Below are 16,542 nucleotides of genomic sequence, written 5' to 3' on the forward strand. Positions count from 1 at the left end.
CCGCTCAGAGATGTGTATAAGAGACAGCTCTACAATCTGAAGAAACTCTCGGATTGGGAAGACGCACTCGTCAACTCGTACTACTACGCATACGACCAAACACTTCAAAACCAATAATGACGCTCGACTATCCAGACAAAGGCCTCGTTGAATCGTTCGGAATCTACCGCAAACGCAAACCATCCGTTACGCTTGTCGTGAAGCGTGATGTAACTGAACCGACGCTGTTCCGCAACTCCAACCACGACCGTGCAGAAACGCAGGAGTTTGGAGACAAACTTCACGCACAGGTCAATGGCGAGAAGTTCACCAGCAAAGAGCGACTCACCGGTCTGGATTTGCTACGGGAGTTGGACGACAAATTCGTTCACGAAGAGTACGCGTATAACGAACCCGTCGACCTCGAGAAATCCCTGAACGTCGGAACAATGACGTATGGTCTCGCCGGGACTGGCGATCAGGACTTCGCAATCAAGTCTCGAGTGGTGGAAGGGTACACGTATACAACTGAGGAGTACGATCTGATGAATAAGGAAACTCGAAACGCCGTCTACGAGTCCGGGACCATGCGCGACGCTGACGGCAACCAATCTGAGGCGCTTTTCGATTTCGTCAAGGTTCAACCAGGTAACGATCTGGTTCACTTCATTACACTGGAGGCAGCGACTGGCCCTATGTTGTTATACACCCTTCACAACATTCTGAACACCGGAAAGTATGGGGCACGAGAGACGCGAACCGGCCGAAACGTTCGGAATACTGTACTCGGGATCGTACTCGGCAACCACGACACGTCGCTGTCCACCGGTGAACTCCTCATGGAGTACCATAGTGAAGGTGCAGACCTCAAGGGCAGCATCGGAACGTACGTGGACAGTGTACGGCGTTCGGATTGGGATGTCTACGGTAGGTTTGACGGTGCTGATGACGCACCAGAGTGGTTCGATCGATTGGTTTCAGTCGCTTCCCGAAAGGCAGACGATGCCGATGATGTCTTGCGAGAAGAGTTTACGAGTTTGACTGAGGAGGCAAAAGGCGAGTTACTTGGTGATGATTGAACAGACGTTCGAGGCGACGCTGTATGCCCCGCTCTTCTACTCGAGCTCGGAGGGGCGTGCAATTAGGACCCAGCCAATGCTCTCCTCGACAGCGTTGATGCACGCTCTCGGCTATCGATACTTCGGAATGGAAAAACGGTACGCAGAGTTTGGGACTGACGCCACGTCGGCTGATTACTCTCATCTCAAAGAGGCACCGTTTTTTGTTACGGATATGCGTCCGATTGCCGTTCAGACCGACGAGCGGACGTTTCGGAGTACGGATTATCGCTCCGAGCGGCATTTCACGACCAATGATACGGACCTCGCAAATCAAATTGCTGGAACAAAGTCTATCCCTTCCATCTTGGAGGACTCAGGCGCAGCATATCAAACGATTCGGAACTACGTCGGCATATCGCCTGGATCAACGTTCGAATTTACGGTCTGGAGTGAAGAGGAACTCCCCCGTCGACCGTTTTTCCGTATGGGGATCAAACAAACCGGAGAGTTTCGAGCAGCGTTGGCTGAACTCGAGACACTCGTTCTGAACAAATATCTCCTCTCAGAAGTGTATGATCTCTCGGACGAACTACTTGCAGCGTTGATGGAGCAGAGTCAATCGTTCGAACGAGGGAACGATCCACGGTTACAGCACTTCGTTGGAGCGGACCCTGAGTTCGTTCGTGACCGTATCCTTCCGGAGGTACTCTGATGAACCAATTCACCGTTAGGGCTGCATCTCTCGCAACAGAACCTCCGAAGCCACCTCTCGAAAAGCAAGGGTTTGACCAGGCACGAGCTTTCCAGAATAGAGTTGTCGAGTGGATTGAGGATGAGGCTGAACCTGTCTCAGTTATTCGCGCACCCACTGGTGCAGGGAAGACAGCAACCTTCTATGAACTCATCGAATCACGAGACATGACGTTGCTGGTATACCCGACGAATGCGCTGTTGCGCCAGCAACGCGACCGATTCGAAGCAGAGGGAATCAATACCGCAGTTCTTAACGCGAACTCTCTGGAGGGACACGGGCACGAGCGGACGGAAAACCTTCTCGCGTTCGTAAACAGCTATGTTTCGGATCACGACGTCGTACTCACCAACCCAGATATTCTCCAAGCTGCAGTCCAGGCGATGTACCGTGGTGGTGATGTCATGCGCTTTTTCAACTTCTTCGATGGAATCGTCTACGACGAGTTCCACTTCTATGACGCTCTCGCTGCGAGTGGATTACTGCTCCAGATAAAGATACTCGAGGAACGTCAGCACAATCCGAAGATCGTGCTGGCATCAGCAACTCCGAACGAAGACTTTGTGGAGTTTCTCGAGGAACGAATCGGATTGAGTGTCTACGAAATCGATGCGGAGTACGTCGACGACGGTGACCAGTTCCGTCAATCAGTAGATGTCATTAGACACGAGGATCGGCGAATTATCGAACAACGAAATGAGATTGCCACAGCGTTACAGGAAGAACTTGATTCAATCGACAGCTATGACGAACCACACACTGTCATCGTGTTCAACAGTGCAAAGGATAGCAACGATTTCCACGACTTCCTGCATACCGAATATCCTCGGGTCTTCGAACACGTCGCAAAGGACAACGGGTTCGACACGAACGATGAGCAGGCAAACCTAGACGACACGGACTTCTATATCCTCAATACGACGAGCAAGGGTGAAGTGGGGTTGGACTACGACGTGACCACTCTATACATGGAAAAGCCGTTTGATGCAAGTGCCTTCCTGCAACGATTCGGACGTGCCGGTCGTCAGTCCGAAGCGACGGTTCACGTTTATGGACTCGGACAGGGACCCTGGGGCGACAATGTTGACTTCCCAATGTTTGCGAGGCAAATCTACGAAGGGTTCGATCCATCAGAGATGGACCATGGGTGGCTCTCAGATCTCGTTGGGTTTCGCGCTGCGCACGCGATTGCAGTTCGAGAGGATAATTGGGGATGGTTTAATCAAGAACTTCGCGAGGATTTCGAATCGAACATCGAAAAGTACAGTCAATGGCGAGGCTTTATCGCAACAGTCGATGACGAAATTGACGAAATAAAGAATGGATTTAGCCCTGGAAAATATCAATCCTCGGATAAAGAAGCGAAGCTATTGCGTTTTACACGCTCTTGTTTCGATGTCTTCCGGGGGCTTCGTGGACAATCATTGTCGGCATCAGTCAAGTATCCACGCGGTGATCGTATAGGATTGACAACGTACGATTTGACAACAACACTGCGAAATTACGATATTGATCGAATAGAAGACGATAATGTTCTTGTTTTGAAACCAGGTGAGGACAATGCGTTCTCAGTAGTCACGGCCCGACTACCTGAGTACGAGTCAGAGCCGACACAGTACGACAAACCAACATACGAAATTGAAGACCTCCTCCAGACAAAGATTCACCGTCGAATCGATCAGGTAACACTCAATAACCAATTCGAGGTTAGCGGTGACCTTTTACATCGCTTCTTTCAGATTATCCGTATCGTTGATGCTATCGTTCCAAGTCAGATTACTACTTCCGAGTACGAAATTGACATTGAGAACGACAGTTCCGGTCCACCAGTGATCAATACCCGCCTTCGATCAAGATGACTTCCGAGTTGATCAATGTCTCTGACCTAAACCAGTATTCATACTGCCCACGTCGGTACTGGTATCTGCATTTCTATAACACGCAAGGGAAAAACTATGAGCGGATCGAAGGAAAGACCAAACACGAAAATCAGTCTATCCGAGGTGACTGGTTGAACGAACTCTATCTCGAATCCGAGGCTATCGGACTGAAAGGGAAGATCGATATCCTTGACCTTGAGGACGACCGTGTTGTTCCAGTAGAGCGAAAGCGGGCCGAGAGTGGTGACTATTACAAGAGTGACGAGATACAGCTTGCGGGCTACTGTATGCTTCTTGAGGATCACTTGAACGAATCTGTTCGAGAGGGGGCGATCTATCTATACGAGACGGATCAACGAATGCACATTCCAATTACAGCAGATCAGCGAGAGACGGTTCGAAAACAAATTGAGGCAATTCAGTCCATGAGTGTCGAAAATATTCCACCATTCACAGACAACCCGAAGAAGTGCGAGGCCTGTTCCGCTAGGGAGTATTGCATGCCCGAAGAAACAGCACGCCTCGAACCTGAGAAAGTTGCCGGCACTGGCTGGGAGGATCAGATATGAAGGAATCAGAAGGAATGTACGACGAGGCCGTCCTCTTCGTAACGAAACAAGGCGCACAGATTCGCGTCGATGGTGGTCGGATCCTCGTCTGGGACGTTGATGGTGACGAGGGAGAACTTGCGTCGCGACCGATGGGCAAGATCGATACGATCAACGTCTTCGGTGGAGTGAACTTCTCGACGCCATTCGTCGCGAAGGCCAACGAACACGGGATTGTCCTGAACTACTTCACTCAACACGGAAAGTACCGTGGTAGCTTTGTTCCAGAGAAGAACACGATTGCGGAAGTCAGGCGGGCGCAGTACGCCCTCTCGAGAGAAGAAGAACTCGAAATTGCAAAGGCCATGATTGCCGGCAAGGTTCGGAACGCACGCACACTACTCTCACGGAAGGGCGTCCACGGAACTGACGTGTTGAAGGACTTGGGAATTAAGGTTGGGGGCGCCCAGAACAAGGACGATCTCCGGGGAATCGAAGGTGAAGCAGCCGAGCGGTATTTTGCAAGACTGGACGAGACGCTCACCGACGGGTGGACGTTCGAGAAGCGGACGAAGCGCCCGCCGGAAGATCACATCAACTCACTGCTCTCGCTTACGTACGTCTTCATGAAAAACGAGGTACTGGCTGCCTTACGACAGTACAATCTTGACCCATTCCTCGGTGTACTTCATGCTGATCGCCATGGTCGCCCGTCGTTAGCACTCGATCTCCAAGAAGAGTTTCGTCCGATCTTTTGCGATGCGTTCGTTACGCGACTCGTCAATCGGGGAGTCGTGACTCACGATAACTTTCGGAAGGATAACCGATTAGGCGACGATGCCTTCAAAACATATCTTTCGAAGTTCGACGAATACATGCAAGAGGAATTTACTCATCCCCACTTCGGATATACAGTTTCGCGACGGAAGGCCATCCGGCAACAATCGATCCTCCTCCGGAAGGCAATTACAGGGGAGATGGACGAGTATCACGCACTTACGTTCGACAGATAACAATGCGTCTCGCAATCACCTACGACGTTAGCAACGACTCGAACCGGCGACGAGTGTATCGGACGCTCGAGCGCTACGGTGCTTGGAAGCAGTACAGCGTATTCGAACTGGAGATTTCGAAGACCGATCGCGTCGAGTTAGAAGACGAACTTGAATCACACATTGAGCCGTCCGACGGTGACCGAATTCGGATCTACCGACTTTGTGAATCGTGTGTTGGCGCGATTGAGGACCTTGGTGATTCACAGCCTGATGAGCAGTCGAACGTCATTTGATTTGTTTGGTTCTGTATGGCAGTTTCATCGACCTTTATAAATCGTGTGTACAGCAGTAGTCGACGAACATAGTCGCGGAATTCAGGGCACAAGAAACGTTTATTAGCTCTATAGCCGTATATCGACCCCCTGTCGCAACGGACAGAAAACCCAGCACGGGATTGAAACCTGTGTTGTTGTCGGTACTCATGGTGTACTGAAAACTGGTCGCAACGGACAGAAAACCCAGCACGGGATTGAAACAGTGAGTATGAGTGAAACGGGCTCAATCTACATCGGGGTCGCAACGGACAGAAAACCCAGCACGGGATTGAAACTGTGATAAAGAACGGCTCTAGTTCGTCGTCGAAAACGTCGCAACGGACAGAAAACCCAGCACGGGATTGAAACGTCTCCGTCGTTGCATCCAGAACGGTCGCAATCCCGGTCGCAACGGACAGAAAACCCAGCACGGGATTGAAACTCGATCACCGGTCCGATTGGCCTAGCGGCGACCTACGTGTCGCAACGGACAGAAAACCCAGCACGGGATTGAAACAGCTCGTCTCGGTCAACAGCCGACTCGAACTCGGGAAGTCGCAACGGACAGAAAACCCAGCACGGGATTGAAACTCTGCGACCAGCGGCCGGCCAGGGCGTGCGCTTGGTCGCAACGGACAGAAAACCCAGCACGGGATTGAAACACCTCGAGCAGGCGATCGAGCGCGACCGGCCGCTGTCGCAACGGACAGAAAACCCAGCACGGGATTGAAACTGACGAATATATGTGCAGTACATGGCGAAGTGGACACGTCGCAACGGACAGAAAACCCAGCACGGGATTGAAACATTACGTCGACGCTTTCGCCTCGGTCCATGTAGCCGGGTCGCAACGGACAGAAAACCCAGCACGGGATTGAAACGGGTCGGCGGCCTCGTGGTGCTCCTGCAGCCACTCACGTCGCAACGGACAAAACACAGATTTGTATAGCGATACGAACTTTACTAAAACAGAAGCAGCAACAATTCTGATGGTATAGCTCTTGAAACACTCAGTTACGAGCGATACTGTTTACGTCTAATCACACTACACATTAGACCAATAATGTGCGGTGGATTTACTAGGGGCCGCGCCGTCTGGTAAGCCGAGTCGATGGAACACAGCAATTCGGGGCCTACACCCCAGGGAAAACCACTCGAGGACGCCCTCGCGGAGTTCCTCGAGAGCAAGTCCGGCAACTACGCGACGAACCTAGAGCGCGTCGTCGGCCAGTGGATCACTTACTGTGCCGACCGGGACGTGCGGACACTCGAGTCCGTCACGAAACGCACGATGGGACACTACGCCAGCCACCTCGACCGGCGCGTCGACGCGGGACAGTCCGACGCCGTCGACGGCGGGATAGCAGCATCGACGGCGTGGACGTACTACAACCAGGTGTCGGCGTTCTTGAGTTGGGCTGTCAAATGGGATTACCTCGCCGAGAATCCGGCTGAAAAGGCCGTTGCGAAAGATGAACTCCCGCCGCGGCCTTCGAGTAGCGATTCGGAACGTCAGTTCTGGTCGCCCGACCAGCGTCAGGCGCTCGTCAGCTATGTTGACAACCGTGCGCGCACGGCAATCGACGAGCGTGGGGTCGACGCACTCGAGGAGGTCCGCGACCGCGCACTCGTGACCCTGCTCGCCTACACGGGTGTCCGTGGCGCCGAAGTACTCGCAGACTATCGGGACGACCGACGCAACGGACTCCGCTGGCACAACGTCCATCTCGACGACGGCGTGATAACGGTCCTCGGCAAGAGCCAGCAGACAGAACAGACGCCACTGCCTGACCAAGCGGTCGAACCCTTGCGCCGCCTCGAAACGATTCTTGACCCACCGGCAGAGGGTTGGCCCGTGTTCCCTTCTCGGCACCCACCGTCGTTGTACAAAGCAATCGACGCCGCGGGACACGAGAAACCGGACGGCGACCCGTGGGAGTATGTCCTTGAAACCGGCATCGAACCGCCGTCAATGAGTACCTCTGGCGCTCGCACGCTGTTGAAGCGCCTGTCTGACAAGGCTGACGTACCGCTCGACGACTCGCCGAAAGACTATCTCACGCTGCACGGAGCCCGCCGTGGTGTCGGCGAGAAACTCTATCGTGAGCGCGGGGCCGCCGCGGCACAACGCACGTTGCGCCACGCCGACCCACAGACGACTTCGGAGATGTACTCACATATCGAAGCGAGCGAGTTGGCCAAAGACAATACGGCGGTATTCGACGATGAATGAGCGAAAAATAAAGACACGAAACGAACCGGATGATCCTGTCGAGACAAAGATTCTCGATGTGTCTTCTATCGAGTTGGACAAGTTATCGCCCGCATTTAATTCGCATTGGGGTGCTTTCAGTAATATCGGAAACCAGCGATTCACCTCTAAACTCGAGCAAATCCTCGACATAGAGGGTTGGGAAGTAACGCGGGTTATCTATCAAACGTACCTTCCGAAAATTTGGGTGGGCGACCACCAGAATGTCACCGAGAACAATGAATCGGACCTTCATAAACACCTTAAGATACTCGCCGCAGGATTCTTAGACCGTACCGGACATGAAATGGAGACAGTCAAGAATTGGTCGCACGACGGGACTTCAGGACACAACCGCGAGTGGGTGTACGATCCCTTCTGGTTTGAGGTTCCGTATAGTCCAGGTGTTGCTGACGTGGCTTGCGATTGTACTGATTGCAATACGTACGTTGAAGTCGGAGATACGCCAGCGAGAAAGGTGTATGAAGCATGTCAGTCTCCCTCCATTGATTCGGTCGTTGTAATCCCGTATAAAGATGCGTCCGATTTCCGGTTCCGCGGGGAGATACGACACGTCTATTTCTTTCACGAGGCCTCTGTCCGCATTCCCAACCAACTTGAGAATAAATGTCTTGAACACAACGAGTAGGCCGGGTACGGTCAGGTTGATCTACGGCCGTGAAACGCTGACCGATCGGATTGATGCGCTTGGTGCTCGCGACCGCGAGTGGAGTGGCTATTTGTTCCCTTCGGCACAATCCGAGAGCGGCCACGTCGTCGGTGAGACGATACAGGCGCGGTTCCAACGGATTGCCGATCGTGCTGGTGTCCGGGTGCGGGGTGAACTGCCGACCTCGAAAATGGGCCGGCGGTTCTGGTATACGACGTATCTCGTCTCGCAGAAAGAACTCCTCGCAAGTCTGGACGTAATCGCTGCGGAGCAGGGCAGTTCTGACGCGAGCGTCGTTCTGAAAAACTACCTCTCAGAAGCCGAACGGCGGGAACATCGGCGTGAGATCATGCGAGAACAGCTTGCAGAGGCGTTTGAAGAATGATGGCTAATTTCGTTGTCTGATTCCTGATGGGGTGTGATCATGCCGGTCTGGTTTTGGGTTCGTCCGACCGGTAGCGAGGGATCGCATGAGCGGTCCACATACCTGTTAGAAGTCTTTACCCATATACGGTTACTATCGTCAAAGCTATTTGACGAAATCTCCGTCGAAGAACTTCACGGGGTACTCGACAACCTCGAGGGAAGGAAGCTGACACCGGTTGTTAGCGGCAATAGTATACAAACATGCCGTCATGCAAACTAAACTTGCCAAGTAGCACGACATCGGCCAACGAACAATCCGCAGTCACCTCAAGCGACTCAACACTGACGAGTCCTTTGAGTAGGCCGTTACTGATGCTCATCGATCCGAGAGGGATAGAACCTTCTCAGAGAAAGATTAGCAAGGTTCGAAGAAACATCAGAGCTAAACCCAGTTGAAGAGTGCTGACGACAACTCCAAGCAGCACTCTGCACCCGGCCTTTGACCCACTTAGCGACCTTCCAACACCGATTGATACAGCTACCGATTGGATCTCTGGAAGAGCGTGAGTAACTATTTCTAACGCCTAACTGAGTAGAGCATGAATAAGCGGTTGTTGGGGACCCTGCTTACATGCGCGAAGACATAGTTGATCTTATCATTGAATGTTCGTCTACAATCCTTGCAATGATCCCACTGATCTCTCGATGACAACGATCTGCTTCCGAAGAGTTCCCTCTTTAACTTGTTAGTCGCATGGTTTTTACAGCAGTACCTCTGTAAACCATACTCCTGCCTGACCAAGGAATGCTTCCCGTCTCTGTTGAGCGGAAATACTAGGTGGGTCTCACCCGTCCATGTCAGACACTAAGGCCAAACTCCCTTAGATCCTCTTTCCCTTGCTCAGTGACTCTCTCTGTTGTCCACTCTGGGCTCCAGACGAGTTGCAGTTCAATGTCCTTGACACCCTCAACTGCAGCGACCGCTTCCTCAACCTGTTCCGTGAGCATATCTCGAGCCGGACAACCGGAATACGTGAGCGTCATTTCGACGTGTGCAACTCCGTCTTGGACACTGACACCGTATAGTAACCCTAGATCGACGATGCTAATTGGCATCTCGGGATCCTCGATTTCGTAGAGAGTGTTCCATACAGCAGCCTCAAGACCGGTTGCATCGTCGCCGGTTTCGGTGAGACTGTTTGCCTGCTCACCCTTGCGGTAGTCAGTGTACGCACAGGGTGTGGCATCTGTCTCTGAAATATCACTGCTCATTTGGTTTCTCCATGATTTTGGTTGTCTCGCTGCGTCCGAGTTCGCGGTAGGTGCGGGTGAACTCGTCGTAGAGGTCGAACCACGCGTCAGTGTGGCCGCCGTCACGACCGCGTTCATCGGGAAGCATCTCTTGATCGACTGCAACTTCTAACTTGTCATCATCCGTTTGGTCAATCTCAGGGATCTCGAGGTCAAGCGACTCGAGATACGGCACAATGACTGATAGCCACTCTTCGCGCAGTTCCTCAAGCGTGGCATCTCGCAAGCCGAGGTCAACGATATCGGCTTCGACATCGGAATCGACCGGTTCGAAGAGTGTGAGGGCATGCGGAAACAGCCGGTCGAGCACGTCTTGTAGACGCTCGTGACCTTCGTCGCCGTCAGCGAGACGTTCCATCCAGCTCTGAGCGTGTTCGAGATGATATCTCTCTTCACTCTGGATCTTTCTGACGCGGTCTGCAATCTTAGGGTGTGTGGAATCCTCGAGCGCCTCGAGCCGGAGTTCCTCGGCGACGTCGTATAGATACGACCGGAGGATCGGATCGGCCCAGTTGCCCTCCTCAAACGGGAGCTCAACGAGCGTACTGTGCCGGAAGTCTGATGGTTCGCGCTCGAATACGAGACTCCGTTCCTTGAAGCCAAGGTCCTCGAGTACATCGTACCAGAGTCGAGCGTGACCGAGTTCGTCTTGGGCGTTGTTCGCCAGTGCGAGGTCCGACTCGAGGCTGGGTGCTCGGACCTGCCACTCAGTATATCTCTCGGCCAGCACGAACTCGTCGTCGCCAAGGCGTTTCAACAGCGTACTCAATGCCATCTGCTCGCGTTCCTCGAGATCGGCTGGATTCTCGAACGTAGCCGCCATCAGGCCTCACCTCGTCTCTTCTCGGCGTCGGCCTGTTCATCCTCGGATTCAACGACCTCGCTGGCGTCCTCGCCGGTGGTGTTGTAGGCGGTCGCCCAGCGGTAGCTCCGGTCGGTCGTGCCGCCGAACGCAACCTCGTCATCGTTGATCTCGCCGATTTCGTCTCTTGGAACGACCCAGATGCTGTTGGTGGGTTTTCGCCGACCGTGTTGGATGGCCGCGTACTGCTGGGCCATCTCACGGTCGGGAGCATGAACGTTGCCACAGTGGGTGTGGTAGCCACCCGTCTTCTCCTGGCGGAACACTTCCCAGATCATGGTTAGTCAGCCGCCTGCGGCGCGTGGCCGCTGGCAGCGGTGGTATCCGTTTCGATTGTATCGCGAACCCATTGGACAGCCTCCTGGGCATGTTTTCGACCGTTAATCTGGCCGACGCCGGGTTCGTATTCGTTCTTCGCGATTGTGAAGAACTCGTCCCAGTCCAGATCCCCTTCTTCGACCTTGTAGGTGCCGTCGTCGCGCTCGCGAATGCGTGGCTCGTCGGGAATCTCGAGGCCGTACTTTTCGGCCTTCGGGATGTACTGATCGAGGAAGGCGTTTCGGAGGTCGTCGTTGGACTTCTGTTTGAGTCCTACGGACGAGGCGAAATCGTGGTGAGTGCTGTCGTCGTCGGTCGGTCCAAAGAACTGGATAATGCGGGGCCACCACTCCTCGAACGCTTCCTGGGTCATCTGCTGTTCCTTCTGCGAACCGGTCATCAGTTCCTTGAGGATGTCCTCGCCGTGTTTGACGTGGAACCCCTCCTCGAAGCACACCTTGTCCATCGCGTGGGCGTAGGGCTCCCAGCTGGTCCGTCGTAGTGTTGCCTGCCGGCGCATCGCTGCACCGTCGACGAAGAACGAGATCATCGGCACCTCGACCCAACTCTTAAGCGGATAGTGGAAGCAGTTGAGGAACTTGCCGTCGCCGTTAGCAAGGTCGTCGAGCATTTCCTCACGGGTTTTGACGCCAAGTGACTCTGCGGCACGATAGAGCAACTGACCATGGCCAATTTCGTCTTGGACCTTTGCTGAGAACGCCAGCTTTCGGTCGATGCTAGGCGCCTGCCGGATGAACGGCCGCTCGAGGTACGCGCCCATAATCTCGCTGTTGGCATGGAACTCGATCATCCGAGTTGCCGCCTCCCGATATTCCTGTGGGAGATCGTCTGCAGGACTAAACTCCCGCGGTCCCGCACGTTCTTTGACTGCTCCGACGTTCATTACCATAGTTCAGGGTGTTTTGATTGATAGAGGTATACCCGTATATGACGGGGCTTTAAGTACAATATGTGTTGGGTGTGAACATCCGACAGTATGTGTGTTGGATCTATCACATGACCAAGTGTAGAATGAAACTACCCTTTGGAACGTAGCTCAAAAGCAGCAATAGCGTCCTAAAAACGCAGTCCCGTGTGAGGGTATTGAACTCCGTAGCCAGTATTTTGGTGAGCAAGCATCAGCACATGTCAAAAATTGTGGTCCAGTACCTTCATTATCTCTTAGCCAGTTGTAATTTGGTATGGGCACTCCTGATGACGTAAGAGAACGGATTGAAAACGACCCGTACTGTGAAACGCTCGGCATCCAACTCGTTGCGCTTGAGTCCGGCTATGCACGCACAACGCTGAGAGTGACTGAGGATCTACAAAATTTTCACGGCACTCCTCATGGAGGGGCTGTGTATTCGCTTGCAGACGCAGCGTTCGCAGCAGCCTCAAACTCCCGTGGTGACACGGCGGTCGCACTCGAGACGAACATTTCGTATTTAGAAGCCGTCGACGTCGGCTGTGTTCTCACCGCTACGGCCAAAGAAACCCACGTCGGGAACCGAACTGCCGAATACGAGGTTGTCCTCACCGACGAGGAGGACGAACGGATTGCCACGTTCCGCGGACGTGTCTACCGTCTTGGGTGATTCCTGCTTGTAAGGTTAGTCACGTTGACCGTGGGACACACATCCAACACCATCTCTTCTTTCGTCCTATCGCTGCCGACATCCCTATGGGTACCTGTAGGGCTTTTCGGTCGGTAATGTAGCCGTCAAAACAGAGTGTTACCAGCGTCTCGTCAACGGTGATCGAAGACTCGCTTGACCTTCCCGGTCTCAGTTCGCTCGATGCCACCAGGGTCGGTGATCGTCAGTTCGTCCGGTGTAAACGAGAGCACGTTCGATAGTCGAGTGAGGACACGATCCCGCAGGGTCTCGAGATCGCCGCTAAACTCATCCTCACGCTCAATGGTGAGTTCCATTCGGTCTAAGTTGTCCTCGCGGTAAAGATCAATGCGATAGTACGGTGCAACCGCATCGAACTCAAGGACGACATCCTCGATTTCGCTAGGATAGAAGTTAACGCCACGGACGATGAGCAAATCGTCGGCGCGTCCCGTCACGTTGTCCATCCGGACCATTGTCCGGCCACACTCGCATTCCTCGTAGGTGAGTGATGTCAGATCACCGGTACGGTAGCGAAGTACTGGGAGAGCCTCTTTCGAGAGTGTCGTAAGTACGAGTTCACCTTCTTCACCCTCTGGGAGTGTTTCTCCTGATTCTGGATCGACGACCTCCGGATAGAATCGATCTTCCCAGATGTGCAGTCCATCCTGAATCTCGTGACACTCGTTCGAGACGCCGGGACCGATGATTTCCGATAGTCCGTAGATATCAATCCCCGTGACGCCAAGGCGCTCTTCGATCTCCTCACGCATTGGCTCAGTACAGGGCTCCGCACCAAAGATGACTACACGCAGGGGAAGATCCCTAATGTCGATACCCATCTCTTGGGCGGTCTCGGCGAGATACAGCGCGTAGGAAGGTGTACAGGAAATCGCATCGCTCTCCAGGTCTTTGAGCATCTCCACCTGTCGCTGCGTGTTGCCGCCGCCGATCGGAATCACCGTTGCACCGAGCTCTTCGATTCCGTGGTGGAGGCCAAGGCCACCCGTGAAGAGCCCGTAGCCGTAGGCGTTCTGGACCGTGTCGCCCGCTTCGAGCCCTGCGGCTGAGAGACTACGTACGACGACTTCTTTCCAGACTTCGAGGTCGCTTTCGGTATAGGAGACTATTTTTGGCTTGCCCGTCGTTCCCGAGGAAGCGTGGATCCGAATGATCTCTTCGTCATCGACAGCAAAAAGCCCGTCAGGGTACTCATCGCGAAAGTCTTCTTTCGTAGTGAACGGCAGGTTCGCGATGTCATCAACTGTCTCGATATCTTCTGGTGAGACATCTGCTTCTTCGAGCACCTCACGATAGTAGTCGACGTTTTCGTACGCATTCTGTACCGTTTCACGGAGTCGTTCGTTCTGCAGTTCCCGTAGCTCTTCACGAGAGGCAGTCTCTATGTCTTTGTAAACCATTCCTCGTCTACCTCTCTGTAGGGGGGGAGTAAAAATCATGTGGTATCCCACACCATGGGTACCTACCACGTTTTGTAACGAGTTCACATTCCCTGCACGCCTGCTTCGAAACTCTGTACTCGCTCACAACATAACTGAATATGTAGGGTGTTCACGTCCCATGGACGGTACCTCGAGAGATGTCACGAAACCGTTTCCATACCGACGAACGTCGTGACGAGTGCGGACAGAATGTCGAGATCGGCGCCCATACTAAGGCAGGGACTTGTCGACTCTATATACAGGAAGCTGTGGCTCGCTATTGCTTTAGGACGCAGTTCCCGCGAGAAGAGTTGCTACAATCGATTTTCTGACGAGATGGGGGAGACGTTACTAGGGGCGCTCGAAGATCGTGGCCACGCCTTGGCCGAATCCAACACACATCGTCGCGAGACCGTACTGGCCATCTCGACGTCTCAGTTCGTGCAGTAGGGTCGTCACGATGCGCGCACCTGAGCAGCCAAGAGGATGACCAAGTGCGATCGCCCCACCGTTGACATTCAGCTTCTCATCGTCAATACCGAGTTCGCGTTTGCAGTGCAGACTCTGGGATGCGAAGGCCTCGTTGAGCTCGACGAGATCGAGGTCACCAACGGTGAGGTCCGCTTCCTCGAGTGCCATGCGTGTCGCGGGAACAGGACCGATACCCATCACAGTGGGATCGACGCCGGCCACACTGCGTGATCGTACGCGGGCGAGAATTTCAAGGCCGTGTTGGTCGGCGTACTCGGCGCTGGTAATCAACAGTCCGGCTGCACCGTCGGTTAGCGGCGATGCGTTTCCAGGAGTGACCGTCGCTGCGTCGTCGTCGGCAAAGACCGTCGGAAGATCGGACAGGGTCTCGAGGTCGGTCTCCGGTCGCGGTCCTTGGTCGCGATCGACAACGCTGTCTTTGGTTTCGATGGGAACGACCTCGTCGTCGAACCGTCCCTGTTTCCAGGCTTCGAGCGAACGCTCATGAGAACGAAGTGCGAACTTGTCTTGGTCCTCACGGCTGACATCGAACCTTCGGGCGACGCGTTCGGCAGTCGCACCCATAGGAAGAGCGTCGGCATCGTAGTGATCCTCGATGTCAGGATGGAGCCAACTCGAAAATGGGACTCGGCTCATGTGTTCGACTCCAGCAATTGGGTAGACGTCACCGTCGCCCGTTTCAATCGCGCGGACGGCGTCGACGAGCGCTGTCAGCGAAGACCCACAGAGGCGGTTTGTCGTTGCTCCGGGCACTGTCTCAGGGAACCCGCCGGCGAGCAACGCCTGGCGAGCAAGATTCCGACCCTGCTCATTCTCCTGATTTGCACAACCGAGTCGGAAGTCGTCCCACTCTTTTGCCGGAACGCCGGTCCGTTCGACCAGTGCCTCAAGAACGGCTCCAACTAAATCTTCGGAGTGAACGTCTTTGAACGCTCCGTTCTTCTGGGTCTGTGGTGTTCGCACTGCATCAACGAGTACAGCCTCAGCTTGCGTCATCGCCTGATAGATTGAACGGTTCTGGGTTAAGCTTTCGGCTCCCCGCGTGTCTTGCTCACGAACGGCAGTTCCGAGAGTGACATCCTCCGCGCCCTAAAGGGCGCGGCTTCCCGTACCGCAGGTGGGATATTTGCCGGTTTACGACACGACCTGCTCTCTCGTGTGAAACGTCCCGCTCTCGCGGTCGAACAGGTGTGTCGATGGCTGAGCCACACAGCCGTTACTCCTATCCTCGCCGTGAGGACTCGGAGTTATCTTCTGGCGCATATTCTCCGCCCCATTACAATCCGCGTTGGCCACCAACTCGCACGACGAGCAGACGTACAGGCCACGTTCAACGCGATTCGACATCGTATCGTCGCCACATCGTGAACACGTCTTCGACGTATCCCACTCGTTTTCTTTCACTACCTCGACCCCTCGCACTTCGCCTTTGTACGCGAGGTACTGGTAGATGCGGTCGAACGCCCACGTGTGTAGCTTCTTGTTCCCCGTCTTGCCCCAGTCCGACTCACGCACGTCTTCGGGCCAACTCACTGCGAGCGTCCCGACGTTTCGTTCGATACACTCCGTGATGATGGTGTCCGTGAGAACGTGGTAGAAATGGGTTTCGCGGTCAGCGAGTGTTCGACGTGCCCACATCGACTTCTGTGACGGCCCATTTTCACCCTCGGTGTCGTACTCTGCTCG

16 protein-coding genes, 1 pseudogene and 1 CRISPR repeat array are annotated in these 16,542 nt (G+C 54.0%); of the genes and pseudogenes, 10 read left to right on the forward strand and 7 right to left on the reverse strand.

Annotated features, from left to right (window positions below):
* The first annotated feature begins 53 nt into the window (after positions 1-53).
* From cas7d to C483_RS00445, 9 genes and pseudogenes are all read left to right on the forward strand, one after another.
* The gene (cas7d, locus tag C483_RS00405; protein WP_206537391.1) at positions 54-1,058 is read left to right on the forward strand and encodes a type I-D CRISPR-associated protein Cas7/Csc2; all 1,005 of its coding nucleotides are present in this window, start codon (positions 54-56) and stop codon (positions 1,056-1,058) included.
* Positions 1,051-1,752, forward strand: coding sequence for a hypothetical protein (locus C483_RS00410; protein ID WP_006651366.1), 702 nt, complete (start codon positions 1,051-1,053; stop codon positions 1,750-1,752). The genes cas7d and C483_RS00410 overlap by 8 nt, the downstream gene beginning before the upstream one ends.
* On the forward strand, positions 1,752-3,650 hold the full coding sequence (gene cas3, locus C483_RS00415) for a type I-D CRISPR-associated helicase Cas3' (protein ID WP_006651367.1): 1,899 nt from the start codon (positions 1,752-1,754) through the stop codon (positions 3,648-3,650). Before C483_RS00410 ends, cas3 begins: the two co-directional genes overlap by 1 nt.
* Positions 3,647-4,240, forward strand: a complete 594-nt coding sequence (gene cas4 / locus C483_RS00420; RefSeq protein WP_006651368.1) for a CRISPR-associated protein Cas4 — start codon at positions 3,647-3,649, stop codon at positions 4,238-4,240. The genes cas3 and cas4 overlap by 4 nt, the downstream gene beginning before the upstream one ends.
* Positions 4,237-5,232: a CRISPR-associated endonuclease Cas1 gene (cas1, locus tag C483_RS00425; RefSeq protein ID WP_049912347.1), complete on the forward strand. Its 996-nt coding sequence runs from the start codon at positions 4,237-4,239 to the stop codon at positions 5,230-5,232. Before cas4 ends, cas1 begins: the two co-directional genes overlap by 4 nt.
* Before the next feature lie 2 nt (positions 5,233-5,234).
* Positions 5,235-5,507 (forward strand): CRISPR-associated endonuclease Cas2, encoded by a 273-nt coding sequence (gene cas2, locus C483_RS00430; RefSeq protein ID WP_006651370.1) that lies wholly within the window; start codon positions 5,235-5,237, stop codon positions 5,505-5,507.
* 131 nt (positions 5,508-5,638) lie between these two features.
* Positions 5,639-6,409: a CRISPR direct-repeat array (repeat unit 37 nt; unit sequence GTCGCAACGGACAGAAAACCCAGCACGGGATTGAAAC).
* Between the two features lie 230 nt (positions 6,410-6,639).
* Entirely contained in the window at positions 6,640-7,761 is a 1,122-nt protein-coding gene (locus C483_RS00435) for a tyrosine-type recombinase/integrase (protein ID WP_006651371.1), read from the forward strand.
* A complete protein-coding gene (locus C483_RS20300) occupies positions 7,754-8,428 on the forward strand; it encodes a hypothetical protein (protein ID WP_006651372.1) in 675 nt (224 codons plus the stop codon). Before C483_RS00435 ends, C483_RS20300 begins: the two co-directional genes overlap by 8 nt.
* Position 8,429: 1 nt before the next feature.
* Positions 8,430-8,834, forward strand: a pseudogene (locus C483_RS00445) (site-specific integrase); the annotation flags it as partial.
* A gap of 839 nt (positions 8,835-9,673) precedes the next feature.
* On the opposite strand, the gene paaD reads toward C483_RS00445, so the two are convergent.
* From paaD to paaA, 4 genes are read right to left on the reverse strand one after another with little or no spacing between them, the layout of a single operon-like run.
* The gene (gene paaD / locus C483_RS00450) at positions 9,674-10,087 is read right to left on the reverse strand and encodes a 1,2-phenylacetyl-CoA epoxidase subunit PaaD (protein WP_006651374.1); all 414 of its coding nucleotides are present in this window, start codon (positions 10,085-10,087) and stop codon (positions 9,674-9,676) included.
* Positions 10,077-10,949 carry a 1,2-phenylacetyl-CoA epoxidase subunit PaaC gene (gene paaC / locus C483_RS00455; RefSeq protein ID WP_006651375.1) on the reverse strand — a complete coding sequence of 291 codons (873 nt, stop codon included), beginning with the start codon at positions 10,947-10,949 and terminating at the stop codon, positions 10,077-10,079. The genes paaD and paaC overlap by 11 nt, the downstream gene beginning before the upstream one ends.
* Positions 10,949-11,266 carry a 1,2-phenylacetyl-CoA epoxidase subunit PaaB gene (paaB, locus tag C483_RS00460; protein ID WP_006651376.1) on the reverse strand — a complete coding sequence of 106 codons (318 nt, stop codon included), beginning with the start codon at positions 11,264-11,266 and terminating at the stop codon, positions 10,949-10,951. Before paaB ends, paaC begins: the two co-directional genes overlap by 1 nt.
* 2 nt (positions 11,267-11,268) lie before the next feature.
* The gene (gene paaA, locus C483_RS00465; RefSeq protein WP_006651377.1) at positions 11,269-12,210 is read right to left on the reverse strand and encodes a 1,2-phenylacetyl-CoA epoxidase subunit PaaA; all 942 of its coding nucleotides are present in this window, start codon (positions 12,208-12,210) and stop codon (positions 11,269-11,271) included.
* 298 nt (positions 12,211-12,508) lie between these two features.
* Between paaA and paaI the strand changes: the two genes are divergently transcribed.
* Positions 12,509-12,904, forward strand: a complete 396-nt coding sequence (paaI, locus tag C483_RS00470) for a hydroxyphenylacetyl-CoA thioesterase PaaI (protein ID WP_049912348.1) — start codon at positions 12,509-12,511, stop codon at positions 12,902-12,904.
* A gap of 152 nt (positions 12,905-13,056) precedes the next feature.
* On the opposite strand, the gene paaK is transcribed toward paaI, so the two are convergent.
* From paaK to C483_RS00485, 3 genes are all read right to left on the reverse strand, one after another.
* Complete coding sequence (gene paaK, locus C483_RS00475) at positions 13,057-14,343, reverse strand: phenylacetate--CoA ligase PaaK (RefSeq protein ID WP_006651379.1); 1,287 nt, start codon at positions 14,341-14,343, stop codon at positions 13,057-13,059.
* A 372-nt stretch (positions 14,344-14,715) separates the two neighbouring features.
* Positions 14,716-15,852 carry a thiolase family protein gene (locus tag C483_RS00480; protein WP_006651380.1) on the reverse strand — a complete coding sequence of 379 codons (1,137 nt, stop codon included), beginning with the start codon at positions 15,850-15,852 and terminating at the stop codon, positions 14,716-14,718.
* 138 nt (positions 15,853-15,990) lie between these two features.
* Positions 15,991-16,542, reverse strand: a 552-nt coding sequence (locus tag C483_RS00485; protein ID WP_006651381.1) for a zinc ribbon domain-containing protein, incomplete at its 5' end; no start/stop codon positions are given.

The organism is Natrialba hulunbeirensis JCM 10989, assembly GCF_000337575.1.
Taxonomy (GTDB): domain Archaea; phylum Halobacteriota; class Halobacteria; order Halobacteriales; family Natrialbaceae; genus Natrialba; species Natrialba hulunbeirensis.

Excerpts from the sequence above, each read along its gene's own strand:
- C483_RS00410 (WP_006651366.1), top strand. The coding sequence starts at position 1,051 with ATGATTGAACAGACGTTCGAGGCGACGCTGTATGCCCCGCTCTTCTAC.
- cas3 (WP_006651367.1), top strand. The coding sequence starts at position 1,752 with ATGAACCAATTCACCGTTAGGGCTGCATCTCTCGCAACAGAACCTCCG.
- cas4 (WP_006651368.1), top strand. The coding sequence starts at position 3,647 with ATGACTTCCGAGTTGATCAATGTCTCTGACCTAAACCAGTATTCATAC.
- cas1 (WP_049912347.1), top strand. The coding sequence starts at position 4,237 with ATGAAGGAATCAGAAGGAATGTACGACGAGGCCGTCCTCTTCGTAACG.
- cas2 (WP_006651370.1), top strand. The coding sequence starts at position 5,235 with ATGCGTCTCGCAATCACCTACGACGTTAGCAACGACTCGAACCGGCGA.
- C483_RS00435 (WP_006651371.1), top strand. The coding sequence starts at position 6,640 with ATGGAACACAGCAATTCGGGGCCTACACCCCAGGGAAAACCACTCGAG.
- C483_RS20300 (WP_006651372.1), top strand. The coding sequence starts at position 7,754 with ATGAATGAGCGAAAAATAAAGACACGAAACGAACCGGATGATCCTGTC.
- paaD (WP_006651374.1), bottom strand. The coding sequence starts at position 10,087 with ATGAGCAGTGATATTTCAGAGACAGATGCCACACCCTGTGCGTACACT.
- paaC (WP_006651375.1), bottom strand. The coding sequence starts at position 10,949 with ATGGCGGCTACGTTCGAGAATCCAGCCGATCTCGAGGAACGCGAGCAG.
- paaB (WP_006651376.1), bottom strand. The coding sequence starts at position 11,266 with ATGATCTGGGAAGTGTTCCGCCAGGAGAAGACGGGTGGCTACCACACC.
- paaA (WP_006651377.1), bottom strand. The coding sequence starts at position 12,210 with ATGAACGTCGGAGCAGTCAAAGAACGTGCGGGACCGCGGGAGTTTAGT.
- paaI (WP_049912348.1), top strand. The coding sequence starts at position 12,509 with ATGGGCACTCCTGATGACGTAAGAGAACGGATTGAAAACGACCCGTAC.
- paaK (WP_006651379.1), bottom strand. The coding sequence starts at position 14,343 with ATGGTTTACAAAGACATAGAGACTGCCTCTCGTGAAGAGCTACGGGAA.
- C483_RS00480 (WP_006651380.1), bottom strand. The coding sequence starts at position 15,852 with ATGACGCAAGCTGAGGCTGTACTCGTTGATGCAGTGCGAACACCACAG.